This is a genomic window from Streptomyces sp. NBC_01622, from assembly GCF_045209635.1.
Lineage (GTDB): Bacteria > Actinomycetota > Actinomycetes > Streptomycetales > Streptomycetaceae > Streptomyces.
In genome coordinates, this window is sequence record NZ_CP109293.1 from 2,401,312 (window position 1) to 2,426,540 (window position 25,229).

Sequence of the window (25,229 nt, forward strand, 5' to 3'; positions counted from 1 at the left end):
ATAGTAATTGGCATGGTGGAACTCAAGACGGACACGTCTATCGATGCGATGTACGAGGCGGGCCAGGTCGTGGCCCGCGCCCTCACGGCCGTGCGGGAGGCCGCCGACGTGGGCGTTTCCCTGCTGGAACTGGACGAGTTGGCGCACGACGTGCTGCGCGCGGCGGGCGCGACCTCGCCCTTCCTCGGCTATCGCCCCTCCTTCGCGCCCACCCCGTTCCCGGCGGTCGTCTGCGCCTCGGTGAACGACGCGATCGTGCACGGCATCCCGGACGGCTACCGCCTGCGCGACGGCGACCTGGTCTCGATCGACTTCGGCGCGAAGCTGGGCGGCTGGGCCGGCGACTCGGCGATCAGCTTCACCGTCGGCACGCCGCGCCCCGCCGACGTACGCCTGATCGACACCGCCGAGCGCGCCCTCGCGGCGGGCATCGCGGCGGCCGTCGTGGGCAACCGCGTCGGCGACATCGCCCACGCGATCGGCACGGTGTGCCGTACGGCGGGCTACGGCATCCCTCAGGGCTTCGGCGGCCACGGCATCGGCCGCCAGATGCACGAGGACCCCGGCGTCCCGAACGAGGGCCGTCCCGGCCGCGGCCTCCCCCTCCGCCACGGCATGGCCCTCGCGATCGAGCCCATGCTGATCGCGAGCGGCAAGGACGGCTACCACGAGGCCCCGGACGGCTGGACCCTACGCACGAACGACGGATCGAGGGCGGCCCACGTGGAACACACGGTGGCGATCACGGAGGACGGCCCCAGGATCCTTACGGCACGCTGAGCGCCCCTATAGGGGCGCGGGGCTGTGTCGATTTGCGGCTCCGCCGCGCGGGCGCGACCAGCCACAACGCACCCGCGCACATAAACGGACCCAAACCCGCACATGCCCCACGCAGTGCCCCGTGCCATGGTGGATTGATGACCAGCGGCTACACATCCCCCGAAAACGACCCCTTCGGAGACTTCCTCGCCAGGCTCTTCGGAGGAGCCGCCCGCCCCGGTCCACGCCACGTGGACATAGGCCGCCTCCTCAGCCAACCGGCCAGGGACCTCGTCCGCGGCGCCGCCCAGTACGCCGCAGAACACGGCAGCCACGACCTCGACACCCAGCACCTGCTACGCGCCGCCCTGTCCGCGGAGCCGACCCGTGGCCTCCTCACCCGCGCCGGCGCGGACCCCGACTCCCTGGCGGCAGAGATCGACGAGCGCTCGGGCCCGGTCCAACCCCCGGAGGGCACGTCCCTCAACCTCACCCCGGCCGTCAAACGCGCCCTCCTGGACGCGCACGACCTGGCGAGGGCGGGCGGCGCCGGCTACATCGGCCCCGAGCACGTCCTGGGCGCGCTCGCCGCGAACCCGGACTCTGCCGCCGGGCACATCCTGAACGCGGCCCGCTACGCCCCCACGGGCCTGCCGCCCGAGGCACCCGACGGCACACTGCCGCGCAGCGACCAGCCCCGCCCCACCGGCACCCCGACCCTCGACAAGTACGGCCGTGATCTCACCGCCCTCGCCCAGCAGGGCCGTGTCGACCCGGTGATCGGACGCGACGAGGAGATCGAGCAGACCATCGAGGTGCTGTCCCGGCGCGGCAAGAACAACCCGGTGCTGATCGGCGACGCGGGTGTCGGCAAGACCGCGATCGTGGAGGGGATCGCCCAGCGCATCACGGACGGCGACGTCCCGGACGTGCTGACCGGGCGGCGGGTGGTCGCCCTGGATCTGACCGGCGTGGTCGCGGGCACCCGTTTCCGGGGCGACTTCGAGGAGCGGCTGACGAACATCGTCGGCGAGATCCGCGCCCACTCGGACGAACTGATCGTGTTCATCGACGAGTTGCACACCGTGGTCGGCGCGGGCGGTGGCGGCGAGAGCGGTTCGATGGACGCCGGGAACATCCTCAAACCGGCACTGGCGCGGGGCGAGTTGCACGTCGTGGGCGCCACGACGCTGGAGGAGTACCGCCGGATCGAGAAGGACGCGGCGCTGGCCCGCAGGTTCCAGCCGATCCTGGTGCCCGAGCCGACCGTCGCGGACGCGATCGAGATCCTGCGCGGACTGCGCGACCGCTACGAGGCACACCACCAAGTCCGGTACACCGACGAGGCGTTGGTGGCGGCCGTGGAGCTGTCCGACCGCTATCTCACCGACCGCCGCCTCCCCGACAAGGCGATCGACCTGATCGACCAGGCGGGCGCGCGGGTACGGCTGCGGGCCCGCACGAAGGGCACGGACGTACGGGCCCTGGAGCGCGAGGTGGAGCAGCTCGCGCGGGACAAGGACCAGGCGGCGGCCGACGAGGACTACGAGAAAGCCACCCAACTCCGGGACCGCATCGCCGAGTTGAAGGTACAGCTGGCGGAGACCGGCGGCGAGGGCACGGGCGACGAGGGCCAGCACCTGGAGGTCACCGGTGAGGCGATCGCCGAGGTGGTGTCACGGCAGACCGGTATCCCGGTGAGCAGTCTCACCGCGGAGGAGAAGGACCGGCTGCTCGGTCTGGAGGAGCATCTGCACCGGCGGGTCGTCGGCCAGGAGGAGGCGGTCCGGGTCGTGTCGGACGCGGTGCTGCGCTCCCGCGCCGGGCTCGCCAGCCCGGACCGGCCGATCGGCAGCTTCCTGTTCCTCGGCCCAACAGGCGTCGGCAAGACCGAACTTGCCCGCGCTCTCGCCGAGGCGCTGTTCGGCAGCGATGACCGCATGGTCCGCCTCGACATGAGCGAGTACCAGGAACGGCACACGGTGAGCCGTCTCGTCGGCGCCCCGCCCGGCTACGTCGGCCACGAGGAGGCCGGTCAGCTCACCGAGGTCGTACGCCGCCACCCGTACTCGCTGCTGCTCCTCGACGAGGTCGAGAAGGCGCACCCGGACGTCTTCAACATCCTGCTCCAGGTCCTGGACGACGGCCGGTTGACCGACGCGCAGGGCCGCACGGTCGACTTCACCAACACGGTGATCGTGATGACCAGCAACCTCGGCTCCGAGGCGATCACCCGGCGCGGGGCCGGGATCGGCTTCGGGCCCGGCGGCGCCGACGCGGACGAGGAGGCGCGGCGCGAGCAGATCCTGCGCCCGCTGCGCGAGCACTTCCGGCCCGAGTTCCTCAACCGGATCGACGAGATCGTGGTCTTCCGCCAGCTCACCGCCGAGCAACTCCGGCTGATCACCGACCTGTTGCTGGAGCGCACCCGCCGTCTCCTGCACGCGCAGGGCATCACGGTCGAGTTCACCGACCCGGCCGTCGACCGGCTGTCCCGGCAGGGCTTCCAGCCCGAGTACGGCGCCCGGCCGCTGCGTCGCACCATCCAGCGCGAGGTCGACAACCAGCTGTCCCGGCTGCTCCTCGACGGCCGCATCGCGAAGGGCGGCCGGGTGACGGTGGACGTCGAGGACGGGCGGCTCGCGTTCCGCGCGGATCCGCCGCCGCCCGCCTCCGACTCACCGTCTACGGCGCCGGATTGACCACCGCGGCGGAGCCGCCACCGCGCCGTACCTTCTCGGCGGCGGCCAACCACTCGCCGTTCGGCAGCCGTTGCACGCCTGTCGCCGCGCCGATCTCCGGATTCAGGGTGAAGGAGTGCCCGATGGCCTGCAGCTGGGTCTTCAAGTCGCTGTTGTAGAGCGCCGGTTCGAGTTCGGTGTTGGCCGCGTTGCGCTGGCTGGCGCGGGGTGCGGCGATCGCGTCCACGAGCGGGAGACCTCGGTCCAGGAACTCGGTGAGCGTCTGCAGCACGGTCGTGATGATGGTCGCGCCACCGGGTGAACCGAGCGCCACCACCGGCTTGTTGTGCTTGTCGAGGACGATCGTCGGCGAGATCGACGAGCGCGGGCGCTTGCCCGGGCCCGGCAGGTTCGGGTCGTGGACGGCCGGGTTGGCCGGGGCGAAGGAGAAGTCGGTCAGCTCGTTGTTGAGCAGGAAGCCGCGGCCGGGCACGGTCATCGCGCTGCCGCCGGTCTGCTCGATGGTGAGCGTGTAGGAGACGACGTTGCCCCACTTGTCGGCGACCGTGAGGTGGGTGGTGTTCTCGCCCTCGTAGGTCGTCGGGGCGGCCGTCCCGGTGGCGGTGCAGGCCGTCGGGTTGCGCGGGTCGGCGGGCGCCAGCGGGCTGGTGAGCACCGCGTCGTCCTTGATGAGGCAGGCGCGCGAGTCGGCGAACTTCTGCGAGAGCAGTTCCTTCGTCGGTACGTCCTCGAAGGCGGGGTCGCCGACCCAGCGCCCGCGGTCCGCGAACGCGATCCGGCTGGCCTCGATGTAGTGGTGCAGGTACTGGACCTCGCCGGCCTTCGAAAGGTCCGTCTTCTCCAGGATGTTGAGGGCCTCGCCGACGGTCGTTCCGCCGGAGGAGGAGGGTGCGATGGAGTAGACGCCGAGTCCGCGGTACGAGGTCTTCGTGGGCGCCTGGAGTTTGGCGCGGTAGGCGGCGAGGTCCTCGGCGGAGAGCTTGCCGGGGCGGGCGTTCCAGCCGGAACTGGCGTCCACCTTCGGGGTGTTCACCGTGGCGAGGATGTCCTTGCCGAGGTCGCCGTGGTAGATCGCGCCGATCCCCTTCTTGCCCAACTCCTTGTAGGTGGCGGCGAGTTCGGGGTTCTTGAAGGTGGAGCCGACGACCGGCAGCGCGCCGCCCGGCAGGAACAGCTTGGCGGTGTCCGGGAAGTAGCGGAAGCGGGTCTCGTTGGCCGCCGTCTGGGTGCGGAAGGTGTCGTCGACCGTGAAGCCGTCGCCGGCGATCCGCTCGGCGGGCTTGAGCACCGTACCGAGCTTCTCGCTCCCCCACTGGTCGAGGGCCGTCTGCCAGGTGGCGGGCGTGCCCGGGGTGCCGACGCCGAGGCCGCTGCTGACGGCGTCGGCGAAGGCGAGCGCCTTGCCGTTCTCCACGAAGAGGTTGGAGTCGGCGGTCAGCGGCGCGGTCTCGCGGCCGTCGATGGTGTGCACCGTACGGGACTTGGCGTCGTAGTAGACGAAGTAGCCGCCTCCGCCGACACCGGAGGAGTAGGGCTCGGTGACACCGAGCGCGGCGGCGGTGGCGACGGCCGCGTCGACCGCGTTGCCGCCCTTCTTCAGGACCTCGATACCGGCCGCGGTGGCGTCCGCGTCGACGCTCGCGACCGCGCCGCCGTAGCCGACGGCGACCGGAACCTTCGTCGGTGTGCTGCTGCTCGTCGCGGCGGGTGGGGCCGCGGCCCCTACCGACACCACGGCGGCCGAGACCGCCAGGACCGACAGTTTCCGTGCCACAGGGCGACGCATCCGTACCTCCAGTCCAGAACCGTCCGCGCAGCGTATCCACCTGGCACGGGCCCCGACAGACCGCTTCCGGCCGCCGCCACACGAACGTCACACGTCGAACACCGGTACGTACCAGCCACATCGGGCCGCTAACATGCGCGCCCATGAATGACGACGTGCGCAACATCGTTCTGGGCGTGGTCGCCGCCGGCCTCAGTGCCGCGCTCGGCTGGCTCGCCCGCACCTACCTGTGGAAGCGCAGACTCCGGCGCAAGCAGGCGTTCTTCGGGCTGCCCGACAACTCCGAGTCGCTGCTCGTGGTGAACCGCGAGGCGGGCGGCCCCGAACTCACGGTGATGCGGCACGACGTGTTCGCGCTCCTCGAACTCGCGGCCCTGATCAAGGACTGCAACGCGCACGCCCAGGTCGTCGCGCACGACGCGGCCCAGCAGGGCTTCGGCGAACGCACCGAGTTCTGTGTGGGCGGCCCGGCCTCCAACCGCCGGATGGCCGCGCATCTGGCGTCCCTGCTGCCCGGCATCCGCGTCAACGTCGACGCCGAGCCGGGGCCGGACCGGGGCGCGTTCCAAATAGGCAGCGAGCGCTACCGACTTGAGCCCGGCAAGGGCGAGTACGTGCTTCTCGCCCGGCTCACCGCCGGTCAACTCGGAGGCGCGCGGCCGGTGTTCCTCTTCTGCGGCCAGCGCGCGATCACCAATCAGGCGGCGACCCGCTATCTCGCCCGCAACCATGAGAAGTTGGCCCGCAAACACGGCGGCAACACCTTCGTCCTGCTGCTGAAGGTGGTCAACTCACAGGCGTACGGCCCCGATGTGGTGGAGCTGGTCGCCGATGTGACGCGGACCGCGGAGACCCCTCTGCCTGCACCGGCACCACGGAGTTCGCACCGCGCCTCCTGAGGTCACACACATTTCAACAATCGTTACTGGCACGTAACTTACTCACGGGTTACCTCAGGTAAAGGGCTGCGGTTACCGTCGGGTCACTTTGCATTGACACGTGTGAGGAGTGACCCGTGCGAAACCGTCGCCAGGCCCTGCGTACGACCGCCGCGGTGGCCGTCTCCGCGACTCTCGTCGCCGGAGGCGTCCTCGGGCTCGCCCCCGCCGCCCAGGCCGCCACGAACGGCGTCCGCTTCGTCGACATCGCGGGCGACGGCGGTACGCAGCTCGCGGCGAACGTCGTCACGCCCGCGGACGCCGACGGCTCGCATCGCTACCCCCTCCTCGTCCTGCCCACGAGCTGGGGATTCCCCCAGGTCCAGTACCTGGCCCAGGCCGAGAAGCTCGCGAACTCCGGCTATGTCGTGGTGAGTTACAACGTCCGCGGCTTCTGGCAGTCCGGCGGCGGGATAGAGGTCGGCGGCCCGGCGGACGTGGCCGACGCGTCCAAGGTGATCGACTGGGCGCTCGCCAACACCCCGTCCGACGCGGCGCACATCGGCATGGCGGGCGTGTCGTACGGCGCCGGCATCAGCCTGCTCGCGGCGGCACACGACAAGCGGATCAAGGCAGTTGCGTCACTCAGCGGCTGGGCGGACCTGATCGACTCGATCTACTCGGGCCGCACCGAACACTCCCAGGCGACCGCCCTGCTGGACGGCGTCGGCCTGGTCACCGGCCGTCCGAGCGCGGAGACGAGCCAGGTCTTCAAGGACTTCTTCGCCGCCGACCTGTCCAAGGAACAGGAGTTGATCGACTGGGGGAACGAACGCTCCCCCGCCACCTGTGTCGATCAGATCAACAGGAACGGCGCGGCGATCATGCTCGCCAACGCCTGGGGCGACACGATCTTCCCGCCGAACCAAATAGCCGACTTCTACGGCGAGTTGACCGGCCCCAAGCGGCTCGAACTCCGCCCCGGCGACCACGCCACCGCCGAGCTGACCGGACTGTTCGGGCTGCCCAACGACGTGTGGACGGACACCGAGCGCTGGTTCGACCACTACCTCAAGGGCGAGGACAACGGGATCGACCGCGAGGACCCCGTGGAGCTCAAGTCCCGTTCCGCAGGCGGCTACGAGGGCTACCCGGACTGGAAGTCGGTCGGTGCGGCGCGGAAGAAGATCGACCTCGCGGGCACGACCACCATCCACACCAATGTCGACTCGGGCGCGGACGGCGGGATCGTCTTCCTGTCCAGCATCCTCGACCAGGTCGCGCAGGCACCTCCGGTGGCCGCCATTCCCCTCCTCCCCCGCCGCTGGGCCGCCGTATGGCAGTCGGCGAAGTACACGAGCACCCAACAGGTGCGCGGCACCGTGAAGTTGCATACAACGGTCACGGACACCAAGGAGAGCGGCACCCTCGTCGCGTACCTCTACGACGTGGGCCCGCTCGGCCTCGGCAAGCTGGTCAGCAACGCGCCGTACACCTGGCACGGGCAGACGCCCGGCAAGCCGTTCGGTGTGGACCTGGAGTTGTTCTCCACGGCCTACGACATCCCGGCAGGGCATCGTCTCGCCCTGGTCGTCGACACGGTCGACCCGCTCTACATCGAGCACAACCCGACCGGCGCGCAGCTGACCTTCTCCTCGCCTGCGAACGACCCGTCGTACGTGTCGATCCCGCTGCGCGAGCAGTGATCTCCGGCTGCTGCCGGGCGGGCAAGTGCCCTGTTACTACTGCACCCGCGGCAGCAGCGTCCCTGGTTCGGCCGGGGCCACGTCCACGGCCTCGGTCTTGGGACTGCGCTGCTCCCGGCGGGACACCCATCCGGCGAACCAGGAGAGCAGCATGCACATCCCGATGTAGATCGGCGAGATCACCATCACCACGGGGATGAACGGCAAATCGTAGTCGAGGTTCGAGGCGATCAGCTTCCCGGCGTGGAGAAACTCCTCATAGGTGATCAGATAGCCCAGTGAGGTGTCCTTCAGGGCGACCACCAGCTGGCTGATGATGGCGGGCAGCATGGCCCGTACTGCCTGCGGTACGAGGACGTACGACATCACCTGGGTCTTGCGCATGCCGAGCGCGAACGCGGCCTCCCGCTGGCCGCGTTCGACGCTGTTGACGCCGGAGCGGAAGACCTCGGCGAGCACCGAGCCGTTGTAGAGGGTGAGTCCTGCGACCAGTGCGGGCAGCGGCTGCACCTTGAGCGCCACGAAGATGAAGAAGATCATCACCAGGACGGGCATGGCGCGGAAGAACTCCACGACGAGCGTGGACAGCCAGCGCACCGGCCGGTGGTCCGACAGCCGTCCTACGGCGAGCAGGGTGCCAAGTGCCAGTGACAGTACGGCCGCGAGCCCGAAGGCCTTGAGCGTGTTGCCGAGGCCGCGCAGCAGCAGTTCCTGAATTCCCTTGTACTCGAAGGGCATCCACTTCGTGTACGTGAACTGGTCGGTGTCGAACAGGAGATAGAGGATCCAGGCGAGGAGGCCGAGGATGACGACGGTGGACGCGATGCCGTAAAGGCGGTGCCGTTTGCGGGTCTTGGGGCCCGGGACGTCGTAGAGGGCGTTGGCGGTGGTCATCGGGCGACTCCCCACTTCCTCTCCAGCGTGTTGAACAGCGCGCTGATGGCGAGGGTGATGATCAGGTAGCCGAGGGCGATCCAGACGAAGGTCCAGACGATGTTGTAGCCGAGCTCGCTCAACGTCCGGTAGGTGCCGAGGAGTTCGGTGACGCTGAAGGCGCCCGCGATCGCCGAGTTCTTGGCGAGCGCGATGAGGGTGGAGCCGACCGGCGGGATCACCGAGCGGAACGCCTGCGGCAGTACGACCAGTCCGAGGCTCTGCCCGAAGGACATCCCGAGGCTGCGGGCCGCCTCCCCCTGCCCCCTGGGCACGGTGTTGATGCCGGAGCGCAGCGCCTCGCAGATGAACGCCGAGGTGTAGCAGCCGAGCGCGAGGACCGCGAACACCTTGAAGGGCAGCACGAGTCCGAAGCGCGGCAGACCGAGCAGCACCGCGAAGAACAGCAGGGTGAGCGGGGTGTTGCGCAGGACGGTCACCCACACCGTGCCGAACACCCGCAGCGAACCGACGGGGGCGACCCGGAAGGAGGCCATGAGGAAGCCGAGGACGAGCGCCAACACCGAGGCGTAGACGGTGAGTTCGACGGTGCCGAGGAAGCCGTCGGCGAAGGTCGAGAAGTTGTCTGTCAGTACGTTCACATCGGCCTCGCTCAGCTCGCCGGGTAGCGGTCGATCGCGGGCGGGGTGGGCGCGGGCACTCCGGACAGGCCGAGCGTCGCCTCGTACGCCTTCTTCCAGTCGCCGTTCTTCTCACGGGCCTCCAACGCGTCGTCGAGGGCGAACCGCAGGGCGTTGTCGCCGTGCGGGACTCCGATGCCGTACGGCTCCTTCGAGAAGGGTTTGCCGACGACCTTGAGCTGGTCGGGGACCTTCGCCGCGTAGCCGATGAGGATCGCGTCGTCGGTGGTGACGGCGGCGACCTGATAGGTGAGCAGGTTGTCGACACAGACCGAGTAGGTGTCGTAGGCGACGAGCTGGGCCTTCGGATAGTCGTCCTTGATGCGCTGGTACGGCGTCGAACCGGCCGCCGAGCAGACGCGTTTGCCGGCGAGGTCCTGCGGGCCGTGGATGTCGTGCTCGTCGCTGCGGACGAGGAGTGACTGGCCGGCCATGTAGTAGGGGCCGGCGAAGGCGACGAGCTTCTTGCGCATGTCGTTGATGGTGTAGGTGCCGACGTAGTAGTCGATCTGGCCGTTCTGCAGGGCGGTTTCGCGGTTGGCCGAGGCGATCGTTTTGAAGTGGACGGTCTTCGGGGCGAAGCCGAGAGAGGCCGACATCATCTTGGCGATCTCGATGTCGAAGCCGGAGTAGGTACCGGCCGCCGGGTCCTTCTCGCCGAGGTAGGGCTGGTCCTCCTTGGCGCCGACGACGAAGTAGCCGCGCTTCTTCGCCCGCTTCCAGGTCTTGGAGCCGGGGAGCTGAAAGCCTTGTGCCACTTGGTAGGTGGGGAGTTTCTCGGCGGCCGGGCCCTTCACGGGCGGGCTGCCCTCCTTGCCGCAGGCGGTCGCGAGCAGTGCGAGGAGCAGCACGAGGAGCACACGGGTCGTACGGAACATGGATCGCACTCCCCCGCTCAGTGCTTGAGGATCTTGGACAGGAAGTCCTTGGCCCGGTCGGTGCGCGGGTTGGTGAAGAACTCCTCGGGGGTGCGGTCCTCGATGACGCGGCCGTCGTCCATGAACACGACGCGGTTGGCGGCGGAGCGGGCGAAGCCCATCTCGTGGGTGACGACGACCATGGTCATGCCGTCGTGGGCCAACTGCCGCATGACTTCGAGGACTTCGTTGATCATCTCCGGGTCGAGGGCCGAGGTCGGCTCGTCGAAGAGCAGCGCCTTGGGCTCCATGGCGAGGGCGCGGGCGATGGCCACGCGCTGCTGCTGGCCGCCGGAGAGCTGCGCGGGGAACTTGGGTGCCTGCGAGGCGAGTCCCACCCGGTCGAGGAGTTCGAGGGAGCGCCGGTCGGCGTCGTCCCGCTTGCGCTTGCGGACCTTGATCTGGGCCAACGAGACGTTCTGCAGCACCGTCTTGTGGGCGAACAGGTTGAAGGACTGGAAGACCATGCCGACTTCGGCGCGGAGCTGCGCGAGGGCTTTGCCCTCCTCGGGCAGCGGCCGGCCGTCGAGCTGGATCGTCCCGGACTCGATGGTCTCCAGCCGGTTGATCGCCCGGCACAGCGTCGACTTTCCCGACCCCGAAGGGCCGATGACCACGACCACCTCACCCTTGCCAACGGTGAGGTTGATGTCCTGCAGGACATGCAGCTCCCCGTAGTACTTGTTGACGTCACGCAGTTCGATCAACGGATCGACGGCCATGCCCAGCCCTACTCACTCTCAGCTGTGTCGTGGTTGCCGCAAACTATCCACACAAGATCGGAGTTAACGCACGACACGCACTTTTCGGGCATTAGCCGTATTTACTCCCCTCCTACTCTTCGGCGACCTCCGCGTACAGCTGCGAGAGCTCGGGCACACCGCTCGCGGCCCACTCATGACCGGAGGCCACGACGTCGAACTCGCGCCCGGAGTCCAGCCGTACGACGGGCTGGCCGTCCGGCCGGATCTCCCAGGCGGCGCCCCCCACCGTGCGCACGATCACGGTGCCCAGATACAGACCGGCGTCGTTGCCGAGCCAGGACACGGTCTCCTCGTCGTCGCGCCAGCGCGGCACCAGTTGGTCCAGGGCCTCCAACGAGCTTGCGGAGTCGTCGAGTTGGATGCCCTCCCGGGCAGCATGCGAGCGGAGCAGCTCGCACTCGGCCAGCAGCTCGGCGATGCCCTCGGCGTCGTGGATACGGTGCTTCTCGGCCCGGTCACCCAGGAAAGGGATGTTCATACATACAGCGTGTCATTCGCATCGCCGTACGCACCACAGGGCGTCGGCGATGGCGTGTCAGCACCCCGGCCGAAGGGGGGAAAGCCCCTCGCCCGAGCGCGGGTTGGCCGGATGGTGGGCGCGATGTCCTGTTCGTACGGTCGCAGTATGAATCGGACAGGCAAGATGATCGTGATGTCGTCGGTTGCCGCAGCCCTGGTGGTGAGCGGTTCGGTGTCCGCGGGGGCCGTGGGGGCGGGGACAGTTCCGGCCGCGTCGGCGCAGGGTGTGCACGATGCGGGGCGGGGGCGGGTGGTGTCGGTGGTACAGCTGCGGACGCTGTCCGCGCGGCAGGTGACCGCCGAGCTGAGGAGCGACGAGGACGGCCCGGCCTGGGACACGGGGGCCGTCCGCCATGGCGTGGACACGTACCGGGTGGTCTACCGCACGGTGGACGCCAAGGGCCGGCCGACCACCGCCAGCGGGCTGCTGGCCTTCCCGCGCGGTGGTGAGCGGCGGCTGCGGACGGTGTCGTTCACGCACGGCACCGAACTCTTCAGGGGCGATGTGGCCTCGGTGTCGACCGAGGTGTGGAGCCAGGCGCCCGCCCTCACCTACGCGTCGGCGGGCTTCGCCGTCGTACTCCCGGACTACCTGGGGCTCGGCCTCGGCTCCGGGCCGCAGGCGTGGATGGACGTGCCGTCCGAGACGACGGCCGCACTGGACCTGTTGCGGGCCGCGGCCTCCTTCGCGCCCACGGTGGGACGGCGGTTGGGGCACGAGGTACTGGCCACCGGCTTCTCCCAGGGGGCGTCGGCGGCGCTCGGGCTGACCCGGGCCCTTCAGGAGGGGGCCGATCCCCGTTTCCGGGTCGCGGCGGTGGCACCGGTGAGCGGCGCGTACGCCTTCCGGGACGTGGCGTTCCCCTCGTTGCTGGACGGGCGAGTGGACCCGAAGGACGGCGTGATCTACACCGCGCTCGCCCTCGTCGCCTTCAACCGGCTCCATCACATCTACGACAGCCCGGGCGAGGTCTTCCGGGCGCCGTACTCCCGCACGATCGAGCGCCTCCTGGACGGCACGCACACCGGCCAGGAGGTCATGGCCAAGACCCCGGCCACGATCGACGCCCTGCTCACCCGGCACGGGCGGGCGCTGATCACGCACCCGACGGGCGGACTGTCCGCCGCGCTGCGGATCAGCGACGGGGTGTGCACGGGCTGGACACCGAAGATGCCCATGCGGCTGTACTACGCCGAGGGCGACGAACAGGCCGTGAACGGCAACAGCGAGCACTGCCAGGCGTCGTTCCGGGCCCGGGGTGTCGACGTACCGCTCGTCGACCTCGGCACTCCGGACTACGGCGGCTCCCGCCATCTGGGCTCCCAGCAGGCGGCGACGGGGGCCGTCGTACGGTGGTTCGCCTCGCTGCGCTGAGCGGCGGCGCCGTTCGGGTCAGACGTCCAGGTCGACGACGACCGGCGCGTGGTCCGAGGCGCCCTTGCCCTTGCGTTCCTCGCGGTCGACGTAGGAGTCGGTGACCGCCTTCGCGAACGGCTCGTTGCCGTAGACCAGGTCGATGCGCATGCCCCGGTTCTTCGGGAAGGCGAGCTGGCGGTAGTCCCAGTACGTGTACGGGTGGTCGTACTTGAGGGGGCGCGGGACCACGTCCGAGAGGCCCGCCTCGCGCAGGGCGGTGAGGGCGGCGCGCTCGGCCGGGGTGACGTGGGTGAGGCCCTCGAAGGCGGCCACGTCGAAGACGTCGTCGTCGGTCGGTGCCACGTTGTAGTCACCGAGCACCGCGAACGGGCGGCTGCCCCGCGCGTCCTCCGCGACGACCGCCTTGAGGGCCTCGAACCACTGGAGCTTGTACGCGTAGTGGGGGTGGTCCACCTCACGGCCGTTGGGCACGTACACCGACCAGACGCGGACCGGGCCGCAGGTCGCCGCGACGGCGCGGGGCTCCTGGACGCCGTCGTAACCGGGGTCCCCGGGGAGGCCCTTGACCACGTGGTCGAGTCCTACGCGGGAGAGCACCGCCACGCCGTTCCACCGGCCGGTCGCGTTGACCGCCGCCTCGTAGCCCGCCGCGCGCAGTTCGTCGAACGGGAACTGCGCCTCGGCGAGCTTGGCCTCCTGGAGGCACAGCACGTCGGTGCCGCTGCTCTCCAGCCAGGCCAGGAGCCTCGGCAGACGGGCGGTGATCGAGTTCACGTTCCAGGTCGCGATGCGCATGTCTCACAACCTACCGGGCGGCACTGACACTCAGACCGACGCGCTGTCCCCCGGCGCCAGGCGCAGGTGCTCCGCGCCGCCGAGCGCGCCGATCTGGTGGTCGTAGATCGGCCGGGCGAGGTCGGTGAGCAGGGCGTCGTGGATGTCGTAGGCGCGCTGCGGCTTGACCTCGCGGACGTAGTCGATGACCTCGGAGATCTTGCTCCAGGGGGCCATGACCGGGAGCATCAGGGTCTCGACGGGGTGGTCCGGGACGGTGAGGGCGTCGCCGGGGTGGAAGACGCGGCCTCCGTCGATGAGATAGCCGACGTTGGTGATGCGCGGGATGTCCGGGTGGATCACGGCGTGCAGTTCGCCGTGCACCTGAACGTCGAAGCCCGCCGCCGTGAAGGTGTCGCCGTGGCCGACGGTGTGCACGCGGCCCGGGAAGGCGGCGGAGAGCTGGTCCGCGACCGACTTCAGGGTCCAGATCTCGGCGGCCGGGTTGGCGTCCAGGCCGGCCCGCAGCCGGTCCTCGTTGAAGTGGTCGAGGTGCTCGTGCGTGACCAGGATCGCGTCCGCGCCGACCGCGGCGTCCTCCTCGGTGAAGGTGCCCGGGTCGATGACGAGCGTCCGGCCGTCCTTCTCCAGTCGGATGCAGGCGTGCGACTTCTTGGTGAGCGTGGTGAGCGTCATGGGTCCATCCTGCCGCTGCCCGGCTCGCGGCGGGCGGCCGAGACTGGTGCTTTCGGTACCGGGCTGAAGATCACTCCGTGGGGGTCGTCTCTTCGCGGATGACCTGCTGGGCGACCTTGAAGGCGCTGTTCGCCGCGGGCACTCCGCAGTACACGGCCGCCTGCAGCAGCACCTCCTTGATCTCGACCGGGGTGAGGCCGTTGCGCAGCGCCGCCCGGGTGTGGAAGGCCAGTTCCTCCAGGTGACCGCCCGCGACCAGCGCGGTGAGGGTGACACAGCTGCGGGAGCGCCGGTCGAGGCCGGGCCGGTCCCAGATCTCGCCCCACGCGTACCGGGTGATGAACTCCTGGAAGTCCCCGGAGAACTCGTCGGCCTGCGCCAGCGCCCGGTCGACATGCGCGTCGCCGAGCACCTCCCGGCGGACCTTGATCCCGGCGTCGTAGGGATCCGGACGGCCCATGACCTGCGGCGGTACGGGGGGCGGCGGCGCGATCTCGGCGATGGGCGCGACCTGTTGCGGCGCGGCGAGGACCGGCCTGACCGGGGGCGCCACGATGGCCATCTGCCCGGTGGACTGGTCGTAGGCCGGCTGCCAGGCGGTGGAGAAGTGCCGGACCAGGAGGTCGGTGACGGCTGCGGGCTGCTCGACCGGGACCAGGTGCGAGGCGCCGGGTACGACCGCGAGACGGGCGTCCGGGATGCCGGCGACCAGGGTGCGGGCCTCGGCGGGGCCGGTGACCTGGTCGTCCGAACCGACGAGGACGAGCGTCGGCACGCCGATACGGGCGAGTTCGGACCGTACGTCGAACGCGGCCAGCGCCTCGCACGCGGCGATGTAGCAGCCGGGGTCGGTGGTGCGCACCATCTGTACGGCCCACTCGGTGATCGCGGGCTGTGTGGCGGCGAAACCGCCGGTGAACCAGCGCTCGGGCGAGGTACGGGCGATGGGGTCGAGCCCGTTGGTGCGCACGATCACCCCGCGCTGGCGGAACTCGTCCGCCGTGCCGAAGCGGGGCGAGGCGGCGATCAGGGCCAGCGAGGCCACCCGCTCCGGGTGGCGCAGGACCAGTTCGAGACCGACCGCGCCGCCGAGCGCGCAGCCCGCGTAGCCGAAGCGCTGCACGCCGAGTGCGTCGAGGGTGGCGAGCAGCCGGTCGGCCAGGTCGGAGACCGAGCCGGCCGGATGCGCGGGCGAGCCGCCGTGGCCCGGCAGATCGAAACGGAAGACCCGCCACTGCTTGGCCAGCTCGGGCACCTGCCGATCGAACATGTGCCACGTCGTCCCGAGCGAGGGGCCCAGGATGAGAACCGGGGCGTCTTCGGGGCCGTCGAAGCGGTACTGGAGGGCGGGGGTCTGCATGTCGCTCACCGCTCCAACGTAACCGCCGTTTCTTACAGCCTGGCTGTGGGGCCCCCTGTCTCCCCACCCGGCTCCCACACTTCGGTGGGGAACCCTCACATCGCCTTCACCGGACGTCGGGCGGGGCGTGGGTGGTGGGTGAGCCGCGGCTCAGAGTTCGCCGGGGGCGCCCAGGCCTGTCAGTGCGCCGACCGGGTCCAGGTCCGGGGTGCCTCTGGGCCACCAGTCCTCGTGGCCCGGTTCCGATTCGTAGGCGTACCACAACCCGTCGCGGCCCAGGCGGAGTTGGACATGGCCGTGGGGGTGGGTGAGGTGGTTGTGCCAGGGGCGGAAGGCCGGGAGATCGGCGGCCAGGAGCAGCGGGCGGGCCCGGTCGAAGCGGCCGGCCGGCGGATCCCAGGGCTCTTCGAGCACCGCGAGCCCCTCGATGCCGCCCTGCCGCCAGGCGGCGACCGCGCGCGCCAGCTCGCCCGGCGTGCGTCCGGTGGCCTTGGCGAGGGAGGCGTAGAGGGAGCGGGTGGTGGCGGTCAGCCCCGAGCCCGGGCGGGCGGCGGCGAGCCGTACCGCGTCCTGCCACAGGCTCAGCTCCCCGACCGGATCCCGGCCGGTGCTGAGCAGCGCGTGTGCGCGGGCGGCGGCGTCGGTCGCCAACTGGTCGAGGGCGAAGGGGTCCGGGCCGCCGGGCGCCGCCGGGTACGCCGGGGGCTGCTCGGGGTGCGGGGGTGTGGGCAACGGGGCTGGGAGCGGCGGGAGTCGGCGTTCCGTCGCGAGGGCGTCCGTGGCCCGCACGCCGGGGAGCGGGGCCGGCTCCTGCTCCTGGGCGGCCCGGGCGGCCCGGGCCGCGTTGCGGCGCGACAACGCGTCGAGCAGCGGGCGTTCGCCCCGGCCGCGCAGCAGGAGCAGGACGAAGGGGTCGGCGTCGAGGAGGCGCGCGGTCTGGTAGCACAGGGCGGCGGCGTGCTTGCAGGGGTGCCCGACGTCGGGGCAGCTGCAGTGCGGGTCCAGATCACCGGGCCCCGGGAGCAACGGAACTCCGCACTCGGCAAGGGACTTGGGCATCTCCTTGTCGAGCAGTGCGGCGATGTGCCCGGGCCGGTCGGCGGCGGCGTCCAGGAACCGGTCCCAGTCGGCGTCGTCGAGCGTCCGCAACCGCACCTGCACGCGGTACGGGCGCGGGCGGCTGCCCTGCACATATGCGAGCACGAGCCCCGGCGTCACGGTGATCGCGTCGACGTGGCCCTTCTCGGCGTATCCCCGCCCCCGCACAAGCCGCTTGGCGTCCAGCGCGCCTTCCTCCAACGCGGTGACCCAGGCGTTGCCCCACCAGGTCTCGGCGAAGTTCGTGCCCTTCGACGGCCTGGGCGGGAACGCGGGGAAGGTACGGCGGAGGTCGCCGTCGCGGGTGGGGGAGGCCATGGAGGTGGGGGGTCGGGGGGTTGTGGGGGCATCCGGGGCGGTCAGGTCCGGGGGCGAGTCCTGGTTCGAGTTCGAGTTCGGCTTCAGGTTCGGATTCGGGTTCGGGTTCGGGCTCGGTGGTTGTACGTCCCGACTCGCCTGACGCGCATGGTCGTTGTCGCCGGGCGGCTCCGCGCCGGAGTCCTCCTCCTGGGGCATCCGGAAGGCGTCGGCGACCAGATCACGCACCGCGCGGGCGCGAGCGGCTTCCACACCACCGGGTTGCTGGTGCCCTCCGTCCGTCCGGGCAGGCCGGCTCTCACGCCGAGCCGCCCGCAATGCCTCGCGCGCGACATCGGCGGGGCGTGCGGGCACCGCTTTGGACGGACCGGCCTCCGTAGCCACCTCACTTGCAACGGGCAGGGCTCGGCGCAACGCCGCGCGGGCGGCATCACCGGGCCGGGGAACGGACGACGAAGGGGCGGTCGGCGAGGGATCGGCGGGCGGAGGTGCTTCGGCCGGTGTCTCCTCAGGACCGGTTCGCGGGGATGCGTTGGGCCCCGCCCCAGACTCCTCCATGTCGTCCGAGTGACCCACATGCTTCTCCTGCGCCCGCTCCCGTCGCTCACGCGCGGCCCGCAGCGCTTGGCGTGCCAGATCGGCCGGGCGCACTGGTCGCTCCTCGGCATGGCAGCCCGTCGCCCCCGTCTCCCCTGCCTGCGGTGTCTCCCCCAAGTCCCCCGCAGCCGGCTCCGTTCCCGTCACGCCGGCCTCCGCAGTGACACCAGGTCCGACAGTTCACGGTCCGTCAGCTCGGTCAGGGACGACTCTCCGGAGCCGAGGATTGCGTCGGCCAACGCCCGCTTGGATTCGAGCATTTCGGCGATGCGGTCCTCGACCGTGCCCTCGGTGATGAGGCGGTGGACCTGGACCGGCTGGGTCTGGCCGATGCGGTACGCGCGATCCGTGGCCTGTTCCTCGACCGCCGGGTTCCACCAGCGGTCGAAGTGGACGACGTGGCCCGCGCGGGTGAGGTTCAGGCCCGTGCCCGCGGCCTTCAGGGACAGGACCAGGACCGGGACCGCGCCGGCCTGGAAGCGGTCCACCATGCGCTCCCGCTCCGGTACCGGTGTGCCGCCGTGGAGCAGTTCCACCGGGACCGCGCGGGCCGACAGGTGGGAGGTGATCAGGCGGGCCATGCCGACGTACTGCGTGAAGACGATCGCGGAACCGTCCTCCGACAGCAGCGTGTCCAACAGCTCGTCCAGCAGGGCGAGTTTGCCGGAGCGGGCGGCGAGGCGGTCGCCGCCCGCCTGTGCCGCCGTGTGCTCCTCCTTCAGGTACAGCGCCGGGTGGTCGCAGATCTGTTTGAGGGAGGTGAGGAGCTTGAGGACCAGGCCCCGGCGCGCGATGCCCTCCGTCGTCTCGATCGCCAGCATCGATTCGCGTACCACCGCCTCGTAGAGCGAGGCCTGTTCGCGGGTGAGCGGGACCGGGTGGTCGGTCTCCGTCTTGGGCGGCAGCTCGGGGACGATGCCGGGGTCGGACTTCTTGCGGCGCAGGAGGAACGGGCGGACCAGACGGGCGAGTCGGGTCACCGCCTCCTCGTCCTCGCCGTTCTCCACCGCGCGCGCGTGCCGGGCGCGGAAGGACTTCAGGGGGCCGAGGAGACCGGGGGTCGTCCAGTCCAGCAGGGCCCAGAGTTCGGAGAGGTTGTTCTCGACCGGGGTGCCGGTCAGGGCCACACGCGCGGGCGACGGAATCGTGCGCAGCGCCTTCGCGGTCGCCGAGTACGGGTTCTTGACGTGCTGTGCCTCGTCCGCGACGACCATGCCCCACGGCTGCTGGGCGAGCGTCGCCGCTGCCGAGCGCATCGTGCCGTACGTCGTGAGGACGAAGCCGCCGGTCAGGTCCTCCAGGGTGCGGTCCGCGCCGTGGAAGCGGCGGACGGGGACTCCGGGGGCGAATCGGGTGATCTCCCGCTGCCAGTTGCCCAGGAGTGAGGCGGGGCAGATCACGAGGGTGGGCTCGCGGTGTGCCCGGCGCAGGTGGAGGGCGATGAGGGTGATGGTCTTGCCGAGGCCCATGTCGTCGGCGAGGCAGCCGCCGAGGCCGAGGGAGGTCATCAGGTCGAGCCAGGCCAGGCCCCGGAGTTGGTAGTCCCGGAGGGTGGCCTGAAGGCCGGCCGGTGGTTCGGCGGGCTGGATGCCTGCCGTCAAGCGGTCGCGGAGGGTGGCCAGCGCGCCGGCCGGCACGGCTTCCACCTGTTCGCCGTCGACCTCCGCCGTGCCCGTGAGCGCGACGGACAGCGCGTCGACCGGGTCGAGCAGGCCCAGTTCGCGTTTGCGGGCCTTGCGGACGAGGGCCGGGTCGACCAGCACCCACTGATCCCGCAGTCGTACGACCGGGCGGTGGGCCTCGGCCAGGGTGTCCATCTCGGCCTCGGTGAGCGGATCGCCACCGAGCGCCAACTGCCAGCGGAACTGGAGGAGTTCCTCGCTCTCGAAGAAGCCCGTACCGTCGGTCGCCGAGCCCGGCGCGGACCGGACCACGGCGGACACCGTCAGGTCCTGCGCCAGGTCCCGGGGCCAGTGGACGGCGACCCCGGCCGCGGCGAGCCGTGTGGCCGCCATGCCGAGCAGATCACCCAACTCCTCCTCGGAGAGGGCGAGTACGTCGGGCAGGTCCTGCTCGGTGAGGCGGTCGAGCGGGGGCCAGACGCGGGCGGCCCGGCGTACGGCCAGCGCGGCGTCCACGCGCGCGCGGGGGCCGAAGGCGGTGTCCGCCTTGCCCGCCCACAGGGCCGCCGCGTCGACCACGAGGGTGGGGTCGGCGAGGCTGTGCACCTGGACGATGGCCGCGCCCGCGCTGCGCACCCGCCCACCGTCGTCGAACAGGTCGGACGCCGAGAGGTCCAGGCGCAGCGAGATCCGCACGCCCGCGTCCATGCCGGCGGCGACCTCGGCGGCCCAGTCCTGGGCGTCGCGCAGACGCTGTGGCGGACGGGCCGCGAAGGGCATCCCGGAGGTGTACGGCGCGGCCGGGGTGCGGGGCAGGGTGTCCGCGACGGCGTCCAGGAAGCACCGCATCAGCGCTTCCGGCTCGGGCAGCCGGAGCGGGCCCGGGCCGGCCAGCGGGACCGCGTGGCCCTCGTACGGGAGAGCCGCCGCGACCGCGCGGACGTGCGCGATGTCCTCGGGCTCCAGTGGGCCCGCCCGCCAGGCGTCGTGGCCGGTCGCGGTGAGGCCGGGGAGCAGCCGGCCGCGGGCCGCGAGGCGCAGTGCGTGCAGGGCGGCGGCGCCCCAGCAGACCGTGGCGGGATGGGCGGCGGCGTTCCGGCGGGCGCGCACGAGCAGGGGCAGCGCCGCTTCGATCGGCAGGGTCAGCGCGGGGGTGGGCCTGCGGCGGACTCCGGCGCCGTGTCGTCGTACGACCGTCAACTCGGTCTGTTCCACGCCCTCTTCGGCTTCGGGGAGTGCGCGCTCGCCGTCGGGGTCCCAGAAGGCGACGCGGCCCTCGCGCGGGACGACGGGGGACGGCAGGAAGACCGCAGCCAGTCGTACGGAGATCTGCTCCATGAGTGCCGTGTCCGTCATACGTCCTGTCACCTCCCGCCCGTCAGTCGTGTCAGCTGTCTTCGACTCTACGGGCGGGGTCTGACAATCGGCCCCGGTGACCGGCCGGGGCCGCCCCGCTAGGGAACCGTGCGGGAGACGACGTAGACCATGGGGAGGGCCGGATCGGACAGGTTCACCACGATGTCCTGGGTGGGAGCCGGGTCCTTCTGTTTGTTGACGACGCCCCACCAGGGGCCGGGGCGGGTGAACTTCCAGCCGGTGATCTTCTGGTCGCGGTCGCTGATGGTGATGTCGTTCTTCTTCAGCGTGTCCCGGTCTACGCCTATGCCGGCGAGGAAGGTGTCCAGGCCGGCCTCGGAGGTCTGGAACTGGACGTAGAGGCGGCTGGTCTTCCAGTTGTTGGTCTCGTAGAAGGCGACCTCTTCCGCCGGGTGCGGGACCGGTACCTGGTAGAGGCGGCGCTGGACCTTCGAGGGCCAGCCCACGGTGAGCCCGGTCGCCGAGTACTTGGCCTCCTTGTCCTTGCCGCTGTTGCGGCTCTGGTTCGCGGAGATCGCCAGATAGACGGCCGGTACGCCGATGAGCAGCACGATGATGAGCAGGGTGAGCGCTCGGCGGCGGGCCTTGTGGCGGGGGTCCTCGGGTGGCCGGGGCGGCTCGTCCCGGGGGGTGGCCTGGCGGGGCAGCGATGCGATCATGCGGTGTCCTGGGTGCCGCGCCGGGACTCGGCGAACCGCTCGTAGCGCTCGTACCGCTCGACACGGCGGCGCTTGGCGCGGCGGAAGCGGCGGGCGACCAGGCGGGCGAGGTCGGCGGCACCGACCATGCCGGCCTCGGGGCCGAGCTGGGCGCGCACTATGCGGGCCTCGGGGCGGTAGCCGCGGCCGGTGAGTTGTCGCTTGAACGCGTCCCGCGCGGGACCGATCAGCAGGTCGTCGGCGGCCGAGACACCGCCGCCGATCACGAAGCAGGAGGGGTCGAGGGCGGCGGCGAGGTTGGCGATGCCGACGCCGAGCCACTGGCCGATGTCCTGGAGCAGCTCGATGCACATCGCGTCGCCCTCGCGGGCCAGCTCGGTGATCATCGGCCCGGTGATCTCGCCGATGTTGCCCTTGACGTGCTCGATGATCCCGTACGCCACCGGGGAGTCCGCCGCGGCCAGCTCCCGCGCCTCCCTGACCAGCGCGTTGCCGGAGCTGTACTGCTCCCAGCAGCCGCGGTTGCCGCACGGGCAGCGGTGGCCGCCGGGCACGACCTGCATATGGCCGAACTCGCCGGCGACGCCGTACTTGCCCCGCTTGACCTGGCCGTCCTCCAGGATCGCGCCGCCGATGCCGGTGCCGAGCGTGATCATGACGAGGTGGTCCTCGCCGCGGCCTGCGCCGAAGCGCCACTCGGCCCAGGCGGCGGTGTTGGCGTCGTTGTCCACCAGGACGGGGACGGAGAGCCGGCTCGTGATGCGGTCCCTGAGGGGCTCGTTCCGCCAGGACAGGTGGGGCGCGAACAGGACGCGGTTGCGCTCGGCGTCGACCCAGCCGGCCGCGCCGATGCCGACCGCGTGCACGTCGTGCCGGTCGGACAGGTCCAGGACCAGTTCGACGATGGTGTCCTCGACGACCTTGGGGCTCTTGGACTTGTCCGGGGTCTCCGTGCGGAGCTTCTCCAGGATGTTGCCGTCGGCGTCCACGACGCCCGCCATGACCTTGGTGCCGCCGATGTCGATGCCGACCGTGGGCACGCGGGGGGCCGTCAGGTGCGACCTCCGCTCGCGGGTGCCGACAGTGCGGAGCGCCGGCGCGCGGCGGGAGCCTATGGGGGCGCTGAAATTGCCGTAGGTGCTCATCAAGGCCCGATTCTGCCTCACGGTGACCGTAGGTGCTGTGCGGGGGCGTACAGGGGGTGTGGATCGTTGCCGGGTGCGGGTGCGTTGTGGCTGGTCGCGCCCCGCGGCGGAGCCGCATATTGACACAGCCCCGCGCCCCTGAAGAAGGGGCGTTGTGGTGGGCGTCAGTCAAACTCGCATTGTCCGGACATTACGACGAACATCGCGGGCGAAGCGGTGCACTCAGGGACGTACCAAGAGCTGGAACTCGAACGAATAGCGGGTCGGCCGATAAGTATGGCTGCCGAATTCGACCGCACGGCCGGTGTCGTCGAACGTGGTGCGCTGCATGGTGAGCAGCGGGGCGCCCTCCGTCTCGGCCAGCCGCTCCGCCTCCTCGGCCGTCGCGCCGCGGGCGCCGATGGACTGGCGGGCGCTGTGCAGGGTGATCCCGGCGCTGCGCATCATCCGGTACAGGCCGGTGGCCTCCAGCTGCGCGGTGTCGAGGTCGAGCAGGCCGAGCGGGAGATGGTTGGAGAGGTACGCCATCGGCTCGCCGTGCGCGAGGCGCAACCGGTCGATGCGGTGTACGTCGCTGCCCTCGGCCACGCCGAGCGCCGCCGCCACCTCGGCGGACGCCGCGACGACGGTGTTGACGAGGACCTTTGTGGCGGGGCGCTGTCCGGCCGCCTCCAGGTCGTCGAAGAGGCTGCTGAGTTCGAGCGGTCGCTTGACCTGGCTGTGCACGACCTGGGTGCCGACGCCCCGGCGGCGCACCAGGAGCCCCTTGTCGACCAGGGACTGGATGGCCTGGCGGACCGTGGGCCGGGACAGGCCGAGCCGGGCGGCGAGTTCGATCTCGTTGCCCAGCAGACTGCCCGGGGTCAGCGAGCCGTGCTCGATCGCGGCCTCCAGCTGTTGGGACAGCTGGAAGTACAGCGGCACCGGGCTGCTCCGGTCCACGCTGAGTTCGAGCGGCACTGTCGGGTCCACATCTGGTTTCGGCACGGGCCGAGCGTAGCTCTGTGAATGGTTGACGGGAAGTGATGTAGTTCGATTGTCCGGACATACGCATTGACAGCGTGCCTGGTCGGCCCTCAGTTTGTTCCCATGCGCATCGGAGTCATCGGTACGGGCCGCATCGGGACCATCCATGCCAGGACGCTCAGCCGTCATCGTGAGGTCGGTTCGCTGATCCTCACCGACGTGGACCCGGCACGGGCCCAGGAGCTGGCGAACCGGCTGGGGGAAACGGCGGCACCGAGTACGGAGGAGATCTTCAAGTGGGGCGTGGACGCCGTGGTGATCACTACGGCGACATCGGCGCACGCCGAATTAATCGGCAGGGCGGCACGCTCTGGGCTCCCGGTGTTCTGCGAGAAGCCCATCGCGCTCGATCTGCCGGGTTCCCTGCAGGCGATCGCCGAGGTCGAGACGGCGGGAACGATCCTTCAGATGGGGTTCCAGCGCCGGTTCGACACGGGCTACACGGGCGCCCGGGAGGCGGTGCGCTCGGGGCGGCTGGGACGGCTGCACACGGTCCGGGCGATGACCTCCGACCAGACCCCGCCCCCGGCCGCCTATCTGCCGATCTCCGGCGGGCTGTACCGGGACACCCTGATCCACGACTTCGACATGCTGCGCTGGGTGACCGGGCGCGAGGTGGTCGACGTGTTCGCGGCCGGGTCGGACGCCGGGCCCGCGATGTTCCGCGAGGCCGGTGACATCGACACGGCCGCCGCCGTCCTCACGCTGGACGACGGCACCCTGGCCACGGTGACGGCCACCCGGCTCAACGGGGCGGGCTACGACGTCCGGATGGAGCTCGCCGGGGAGCTGGACCAGATCGTGGTCGGCCTGGACGACCGCACCCCGATCGCGTCCACCGAGCCGTCCGGGCCGCCGGCCGCGACCAAGCCGTGGACCGGCTTCCTGGAGCGCTTCGGGCCCGCCTACGAGGCCGAGCTGATCGCCTTCGTCGAGGTCGTGGTCGGTCAGCGGACCAATCCGTGCGACGGGCGCGAGGCCCTCCAGGCGCTGCGGATCGCCGAGGCGTGCGAGGTGTCCCGGCGCGAGCGAAGACCAGTCCGGCTCGGTGAGATCGCGGGCGGGTACGCCCTCAGTTGAGCAGCCGTATCGCAGGGGTCGCCGCGTCCGTGGCGGCCCCGGAGTCGCAGTGGGGGCAACGCAGTTCGCGCGGCCGTCCCTGGTTGGTCTGGATGCTGTACGTGGCCGCCTCCTTCGCCTCGGGGCAGTAGGAGCGCAGGTGCAGCCGCACCCAGGGGTGGCTGGTCGGGGCCATGGCAGGCCTGCTGTTCCTGGTGTCCTCGAAGGGCGCCCACCAGAAGTCGACCAGGGCCCGCAGGGCCAGCCGCCCGGGACCCGAAGTCGTGTCGTACGCGGCGATCCGGCCGGCCGTGCGGTGGCGCTGTAGACCGCTGCGGCTGCCGGAGCACAGGGCCTGCTCGGCACCGCACTCGAACACCTGCGTGCGACCGGTCCGCTCGCAGACGAAGCAGTCGACGGTGAACTCCAGCTGTGAACTCCAGTGCAGATGATGCCCGTTGTCCCCGGCGAAGGGGCCGGTCAGTTCGGCGGTGATCTCCGCGGTGCGCAGCATG

21 protein-coding genes are annotated in these 25,229 nt (G+C 70.9%); 6 read left to right on the forward strand and 15 right to left on the reverse strand.

Annotated features, from left to right (window positions below):
• The first annotated feature begins 12 nt into the window (after nucleotides 1–12).
• Nucleotides 13–780 carry a type I methionyl aminopeptidase gene (map, locus tag OH768_RS11000; protein WP_406452522.1) on the forward strand — a complete coding sequence of 256 codons (768 nt, stop codon included), beginning with the start codon at nucleotides 13–15 and terminating at the stop codon, nucleotides 778–780.
• 137 nt (nucleotides 781–917) lie between these two features.
• A complete protein-coding gene (locus OH768_RS11005; protein ID WP_406452524.1) occupies nucleotides 918–3,461 on the forward strand; it encodes an ATP-dependent Clp protease ATP-binding subunit in 2,544 nt (847 codons plus the stop codon).
• Here OH768_RS11005 and ggt read toward each other — a convergent pair.
• The gene (ggt, locus tag OH768_RS11010) at nucleotides 3,445–5,247 is read right to left on the reverse strand and encodes a gamma-glutamyltransferase (RefSeq protein ID WP_406452526.1); all 1,803 of its coding nucleotides are present in this window, start codon (nucleotides 5,245–5,247) and stop codon (nucleotides 3,445–3,447) included. The genes OH768_RS11005 and ggt overlap by 17 nt on opposite strands.
• Nucleotides 5,248–5,390: 143 nt before the next feature.
• On the opposite strand from ggt, the gene OH768_RS11015 reads away from it, so the two are divergent.
• A complete protein-coding gene (locus tag OH768_RS11015) occupies nucleotides 5,391–6,146 on the forward strand; it encodes a hypothetical protein (protein ID WP_406452528.1) in 756 nt (251 codons plus the stop codon).
• Between the two features lie 116 nt (nucleotides 6,147–6,262).
• Entirely contained in the window at nucleotides 6,263–7,831 is a 1,569-nt protein-coding gene (locus OH768_RS11020) for an alpha/beta fold hydrolase (protein ID WP_406452530.1), read from the forward strand.
• 36 nt (nucleotides 7,832–7,867) lie between these two features.
• Here the strand turns inward: OH768_RS11020 and OH768_RS11025 are convergent, their stop codons facing one another.
• The 5 genes from OH768_RS11025 to OH768_RS11045 form a co-directional block, all read right to left on the reverse strand.
• Nucleotides 7,868–8,725, reverse strand: coding sequence for an amino acid ABC transporter permease (locus OH768_RS11025; RefSeq protein WP_359613345.1), 858 nt, complete (start codon nucleotides 8,723–8,725; stop codon nucleotides 7,868–7,870).
• Nucleotides 8,722–9,366, reverse strand: coding sequence for an amino acid ABC transporter permease (locus OH768_RS11030; protein ID WP_406452533.1), 645 nt, complete (start codon nucleotides 9,364–9,366; stop codon nucleotides 8,722–8,724). The genes OH768_RS11025 and OH768_RS11030 overlap by 4 nt, the downstream gene beginning before the upstream one ends.
• Before the next feature lie 11 nt (nucleotides 9,367–9,377).
• On the reverse strand, nucleotides 9,378–10,283 hold the full coding sequence (locus tag OH768_RS11035; RefSeq protein WP_406452535.1) for a glutamate ABC transporter substrate-binding protein: 906 nt from the start codon (nucleotides 10,281–10,283) through the stop codon (nucleotides 9,378–9,380).
• Between the two features lie 17 nt (nucleotides 10,284–10,300).
• On the reverse strand, nucleotides 10,301–11,044 hold the full coding sequence (locus tag OH768_RS11040; protein ID WP_406452537.1) for an amino acid ABC transporter ATP-binding protein: 744 nt from the start codon (nucleotides 11,042–11,044) through the stop codon (nucleotides 10,301–10,303).
• A 112-nt stretch (nucleotides 11,045–11,156) separates the two neighbouring features.
• Nucleotides 11,157–11,564 (reverse strand): DUF6278 family protein, encoded by a 408-nt coding sequence (locus OH768_RS11045; protein ID WP_406452539.1) that lies wholly within the window; start codon nucleotides 11,562–11,564, stop codon nucleotides 11,157–11,159.
• Nucleotides 11,565–11,711: 147 nt separating this feature from the next.
• On the opposite strand from OH768_RS11045, the gene OH768_RS11050 reads away from it, so the two are divergent.
• The gene (locus tag OH768_RS11050) at nucleotides 11,712–12,980 is read left to right on the forward strand and encodes a lipase (protein ID WP_406452541.1); all 1,269 of its coding nucleotides are present in this window, start codon (nucleotides 11,712–11,714) and stop codon (nucleotides 12,978–12,980) included.
• 18 nt (nucleotides 12,981–12,998) lie between these two features.
• On the opposite strand, the gene OH768_RS11055 is transcribed toward OH768_RS11050, so the two are convergent.
• From OH768_RS11055 to OH768_RS11090, 8 genes are all read right to left on the reverse strand, one after another.
• Nucleotides 12,999–13,778 (reverse strand): exodeoxyribonuclease III, encoded by a 780-nt coding sequence (locus tag OH768_RS11055; protein ID WP_406452543.1) that lies wholly within the window; start codon nucleotides 13,776–13,778, stop codon nucleotides 12,999–13,001.
• Nucleotides 13,779–13,808: 30 nt separating this feature from the next.
• Complete coding sequence (locus OH768_RS11060) at nucleotides 13,809–14,453, reverse strand: MBL fold metallo-hydrolase (RefSeq protein ID WP_406452545.1); 645 nt, start codon at nucleotides 14,451–14,453, stop codon at nucleotides 13,809–13,811.
• 70 nt (nucleotides 14,454–14,523) lie between these two features.
• Nucleotides 14,524–15,813 carry a 4-carboxymuconolactone decarboxylase gene (pcaC, locus tag OH768_RS11065; protein ID WP_406465221.1) on the reverse strand — a complete coding sequence of 430 codons (1,290 nt, stop codon included), beginning with the start codon at nucleotides 15,811–15,813 and terminating at the stop codon, nucleotides 14,524–14,526.
• 150 nt (nucleotides 15,814–15,963) lie between these two features.
• Nucleotides 15,964–17,787: an SWIM zinc finger family protein gene (locus tag OH768_RS11070; RefSeq protein ID WP_406465223.1), complete on the reverse strand. Its 1,824-nt coding sequence runs from the start codon at nucleotides 17,785–17,787 to the stop codon at nucleotides 15,964–15,966.
• 182 nt (nucleotides 17,788–17,969) lie between these two features.
• Nucleotides 17,970–20,804, reverse strand: coding sequence for a DEAD/DEAH box helicase (locus tag OH768_RS11075; RefSeq protein ID WP_406452547.1), 2,835 nt, complete (start codon nucleotides 20,802–20,804; stop codon nucleotides 17,970–17,972).
• Nucleotides 20,805–20,902: 98 nt separating this feature from the next.
• Complete coding sequence (locus tag OH768_RS11080) at nucleotides 20,903–21,484, reverse strand: sugar kinase (RefSeq protein WP_406452549.1); 582 nt, start codon at nucleotides 21,482–21,484, stop codon at nucleotides 20,903–20,905.
• The gene (locus OH768_RS11085; protein ID WP_093630033.1) at nucleotides 21,481–22,629 is read right to left on the reverse strand and encodes an ROK family glucokinase; all 1,149 of its coding nucleotides are present in this window, start codon (nucleotides 22,627–22,629) and stop codon (nucleotides 21,481–21,483) included. The genes OH768_RS11080 and OH768_RS11085 overlap by 4 nt, the downstream gene beginning before the upstream one ends.
• Nucleotides 22,630–22,851: 222 nt before the next feature.
• Nucleotides 22,852–23,589 (reverse strand): GntR family transcriptional regulator, encoded by a 738-nt coding sequence (locus OH768_RS11090; RefSeq protein ID WP_406465226.1) that lies wholly within the window; start codon nucleotides 23,587–23,589, stop codon nucleotides 22,852–22,854.
• A gap of 129 nt (nucleotides 23,590–23,718) precedes the next feature.
• Here OH768_RS11090 and OH768_RS11095 point away from each other — a divergent pair, with 129 nt between their 5' ends.
• A complete protein-coding gene (locus OH768_RS11095; protein ID WP_406452551.1) occupies nucleotides 23,719–24,735 on the forward strand; it encodes a Gfo/Idh/MocA family oxidoreductase in 1,017 nt (338 codons plus the stop codon).
• Here OH768_RS11095 and OH768_RS11100 read toward each other — a convergent pair.
• The gene (locus OH768_RS11100; protein WP_406452553.1) at nucleotides 24,728–25,228 is read right to left on the reverse strand and encodes a hypothetical protein; all 501 of its coding nucleotides are present in this window, start codon (nucleotides 25,226–25,228) and stop codon (nucleotides 24,728–24,730) included. The genes OH768_RS11095 and OH768_RS11100 overlap by 8 nt on opposite strands.
• Between the last annotated feature and the right edge of the window lies 1 nt (nucleotide 25,229).

Bases quoted from the DNA above. Each gene is read 5' to 3' on its own strand.
- OH768_RS11050 (WP_406452541.1), top strand. From the start codon at position 11,712: ATGAATCGGACAGGCAAGATGATCGTGATGTCGTCGGTTGCCGCAGCC.
- map (WP_406452522.1), top strand. From the start codon at position 13: ATGGTGGAACTCAAGACGGACACGTCTATCGATGCGATGTACGAGGCG.
- OH768_RS11060 (WP_406452545.1), bottom strand. From the start codon at position 14,453: ATGACGCTCACCACGCTCACCAAGAAGTCGCACGCCTGCATCCGACTG.
- ggt (WP_406452526.1), bottom strand. From the start codon at position 5,247: ATGCGTCGCCCTGTGGCACGGAAACTGTCGGTCCTGGCGGTCTCGGCC.
- OH768_RS11075 (WP_406452547.1), bottom strand. From the start codon at position 20,804: ATGACGGACACGGCACTCATGGAGCAGATCTCCGTACGACTGGCTGCG.
- OH768_RS11095 (WP_406452551.1), top strand. From the start codon at position 23,719: ATGCGCATCGGAGTCATCGGTACGGGCCGCATCGGGACCATCCATGCC.
- OH768_RS11015 (WP_406452528.1), top strand. From the start codon at position 5,391: ATGAATGACGACGTGCGCAACATCGTTCTGGGCGTGGTCGCCGCCGGC.
- OH768_RS11040 (WP_406452537.1), bottom strand. From the start codon at position 11,044: ATGGCCGTCGATCCGTTGATCGAACTGCGTGACGTCAACAAGTACTAC.
- pcaC (WP_406465221.1), bottom strand. From the start codon at position 15,813: ATGCAGACCCCCGCCCTCCAGTACCGCTTCGACGGCCCCGAAGACGCC.
- OH768_RS11035 (WP_406452535.1), bottom strand. From the start codon at position 10,283: ATGTTCCGTACGACCCGTGTGCTCCTCGTGCTGCTCCTCGCACTGCTC.
- OH768_RS11025 (WP_359613345.1), bottom strand. From the start codon at position 8,725: ATGACCACCGCCAACGCCCTCTACGACGTCCCGGGCCCCAAGACCCGC.
- OH768_RS11055 (WP_406452543.1), bottom strand. From the start codon at position 13,778: ATGCGCATCGCGACCTGGAACGTGAACTCGATCACCGCCCGTCTGCCG.
- OH768_RS11070 (WP_406465223.1), bottom strand. From the start codon at position 17,787: ATGGAGGAGTCTGGGGCGGGGCCCAACGCATCCCCGCGAACCGGTCCT.
- OH768_RS11045 (WP_406452539.1), bottom strand. From the start codon at position 11,564: ATGAACATCCCTTTCCTGGGTGACCGGGCCGAGAAGCACCGTATCCAC.
- OH768_RS11085 (WP_093630033.1), bottom strand. From the start codon at position 22,629: ATGAGCACCTACGGCAATTTCAGCGCCCCCATAGGCTCCCGCCGCGCG.
- OH768_RS11005 (WP_406452524.1), top strand. From the start codon at position 918: ATGACCAGCGGCTACACATCCCCCGAAAACGACCCCTTCGGAGACTTC.
- OH768_RS11100 (WP_406452553.1), bottom strand. From the start codon at position 25,228: ATGCTGCGCACCGCGGAGATCACCGCCGAACTGACCGGCCCCTTCGCC.
- OH768_RS11080 (WP_406452549.1), bottom strand. From the start codon at position 21,484: ATGATCGCATCGCTGCCCCGCCAGGCCACCCCCCGGGACGAGCCGCCC.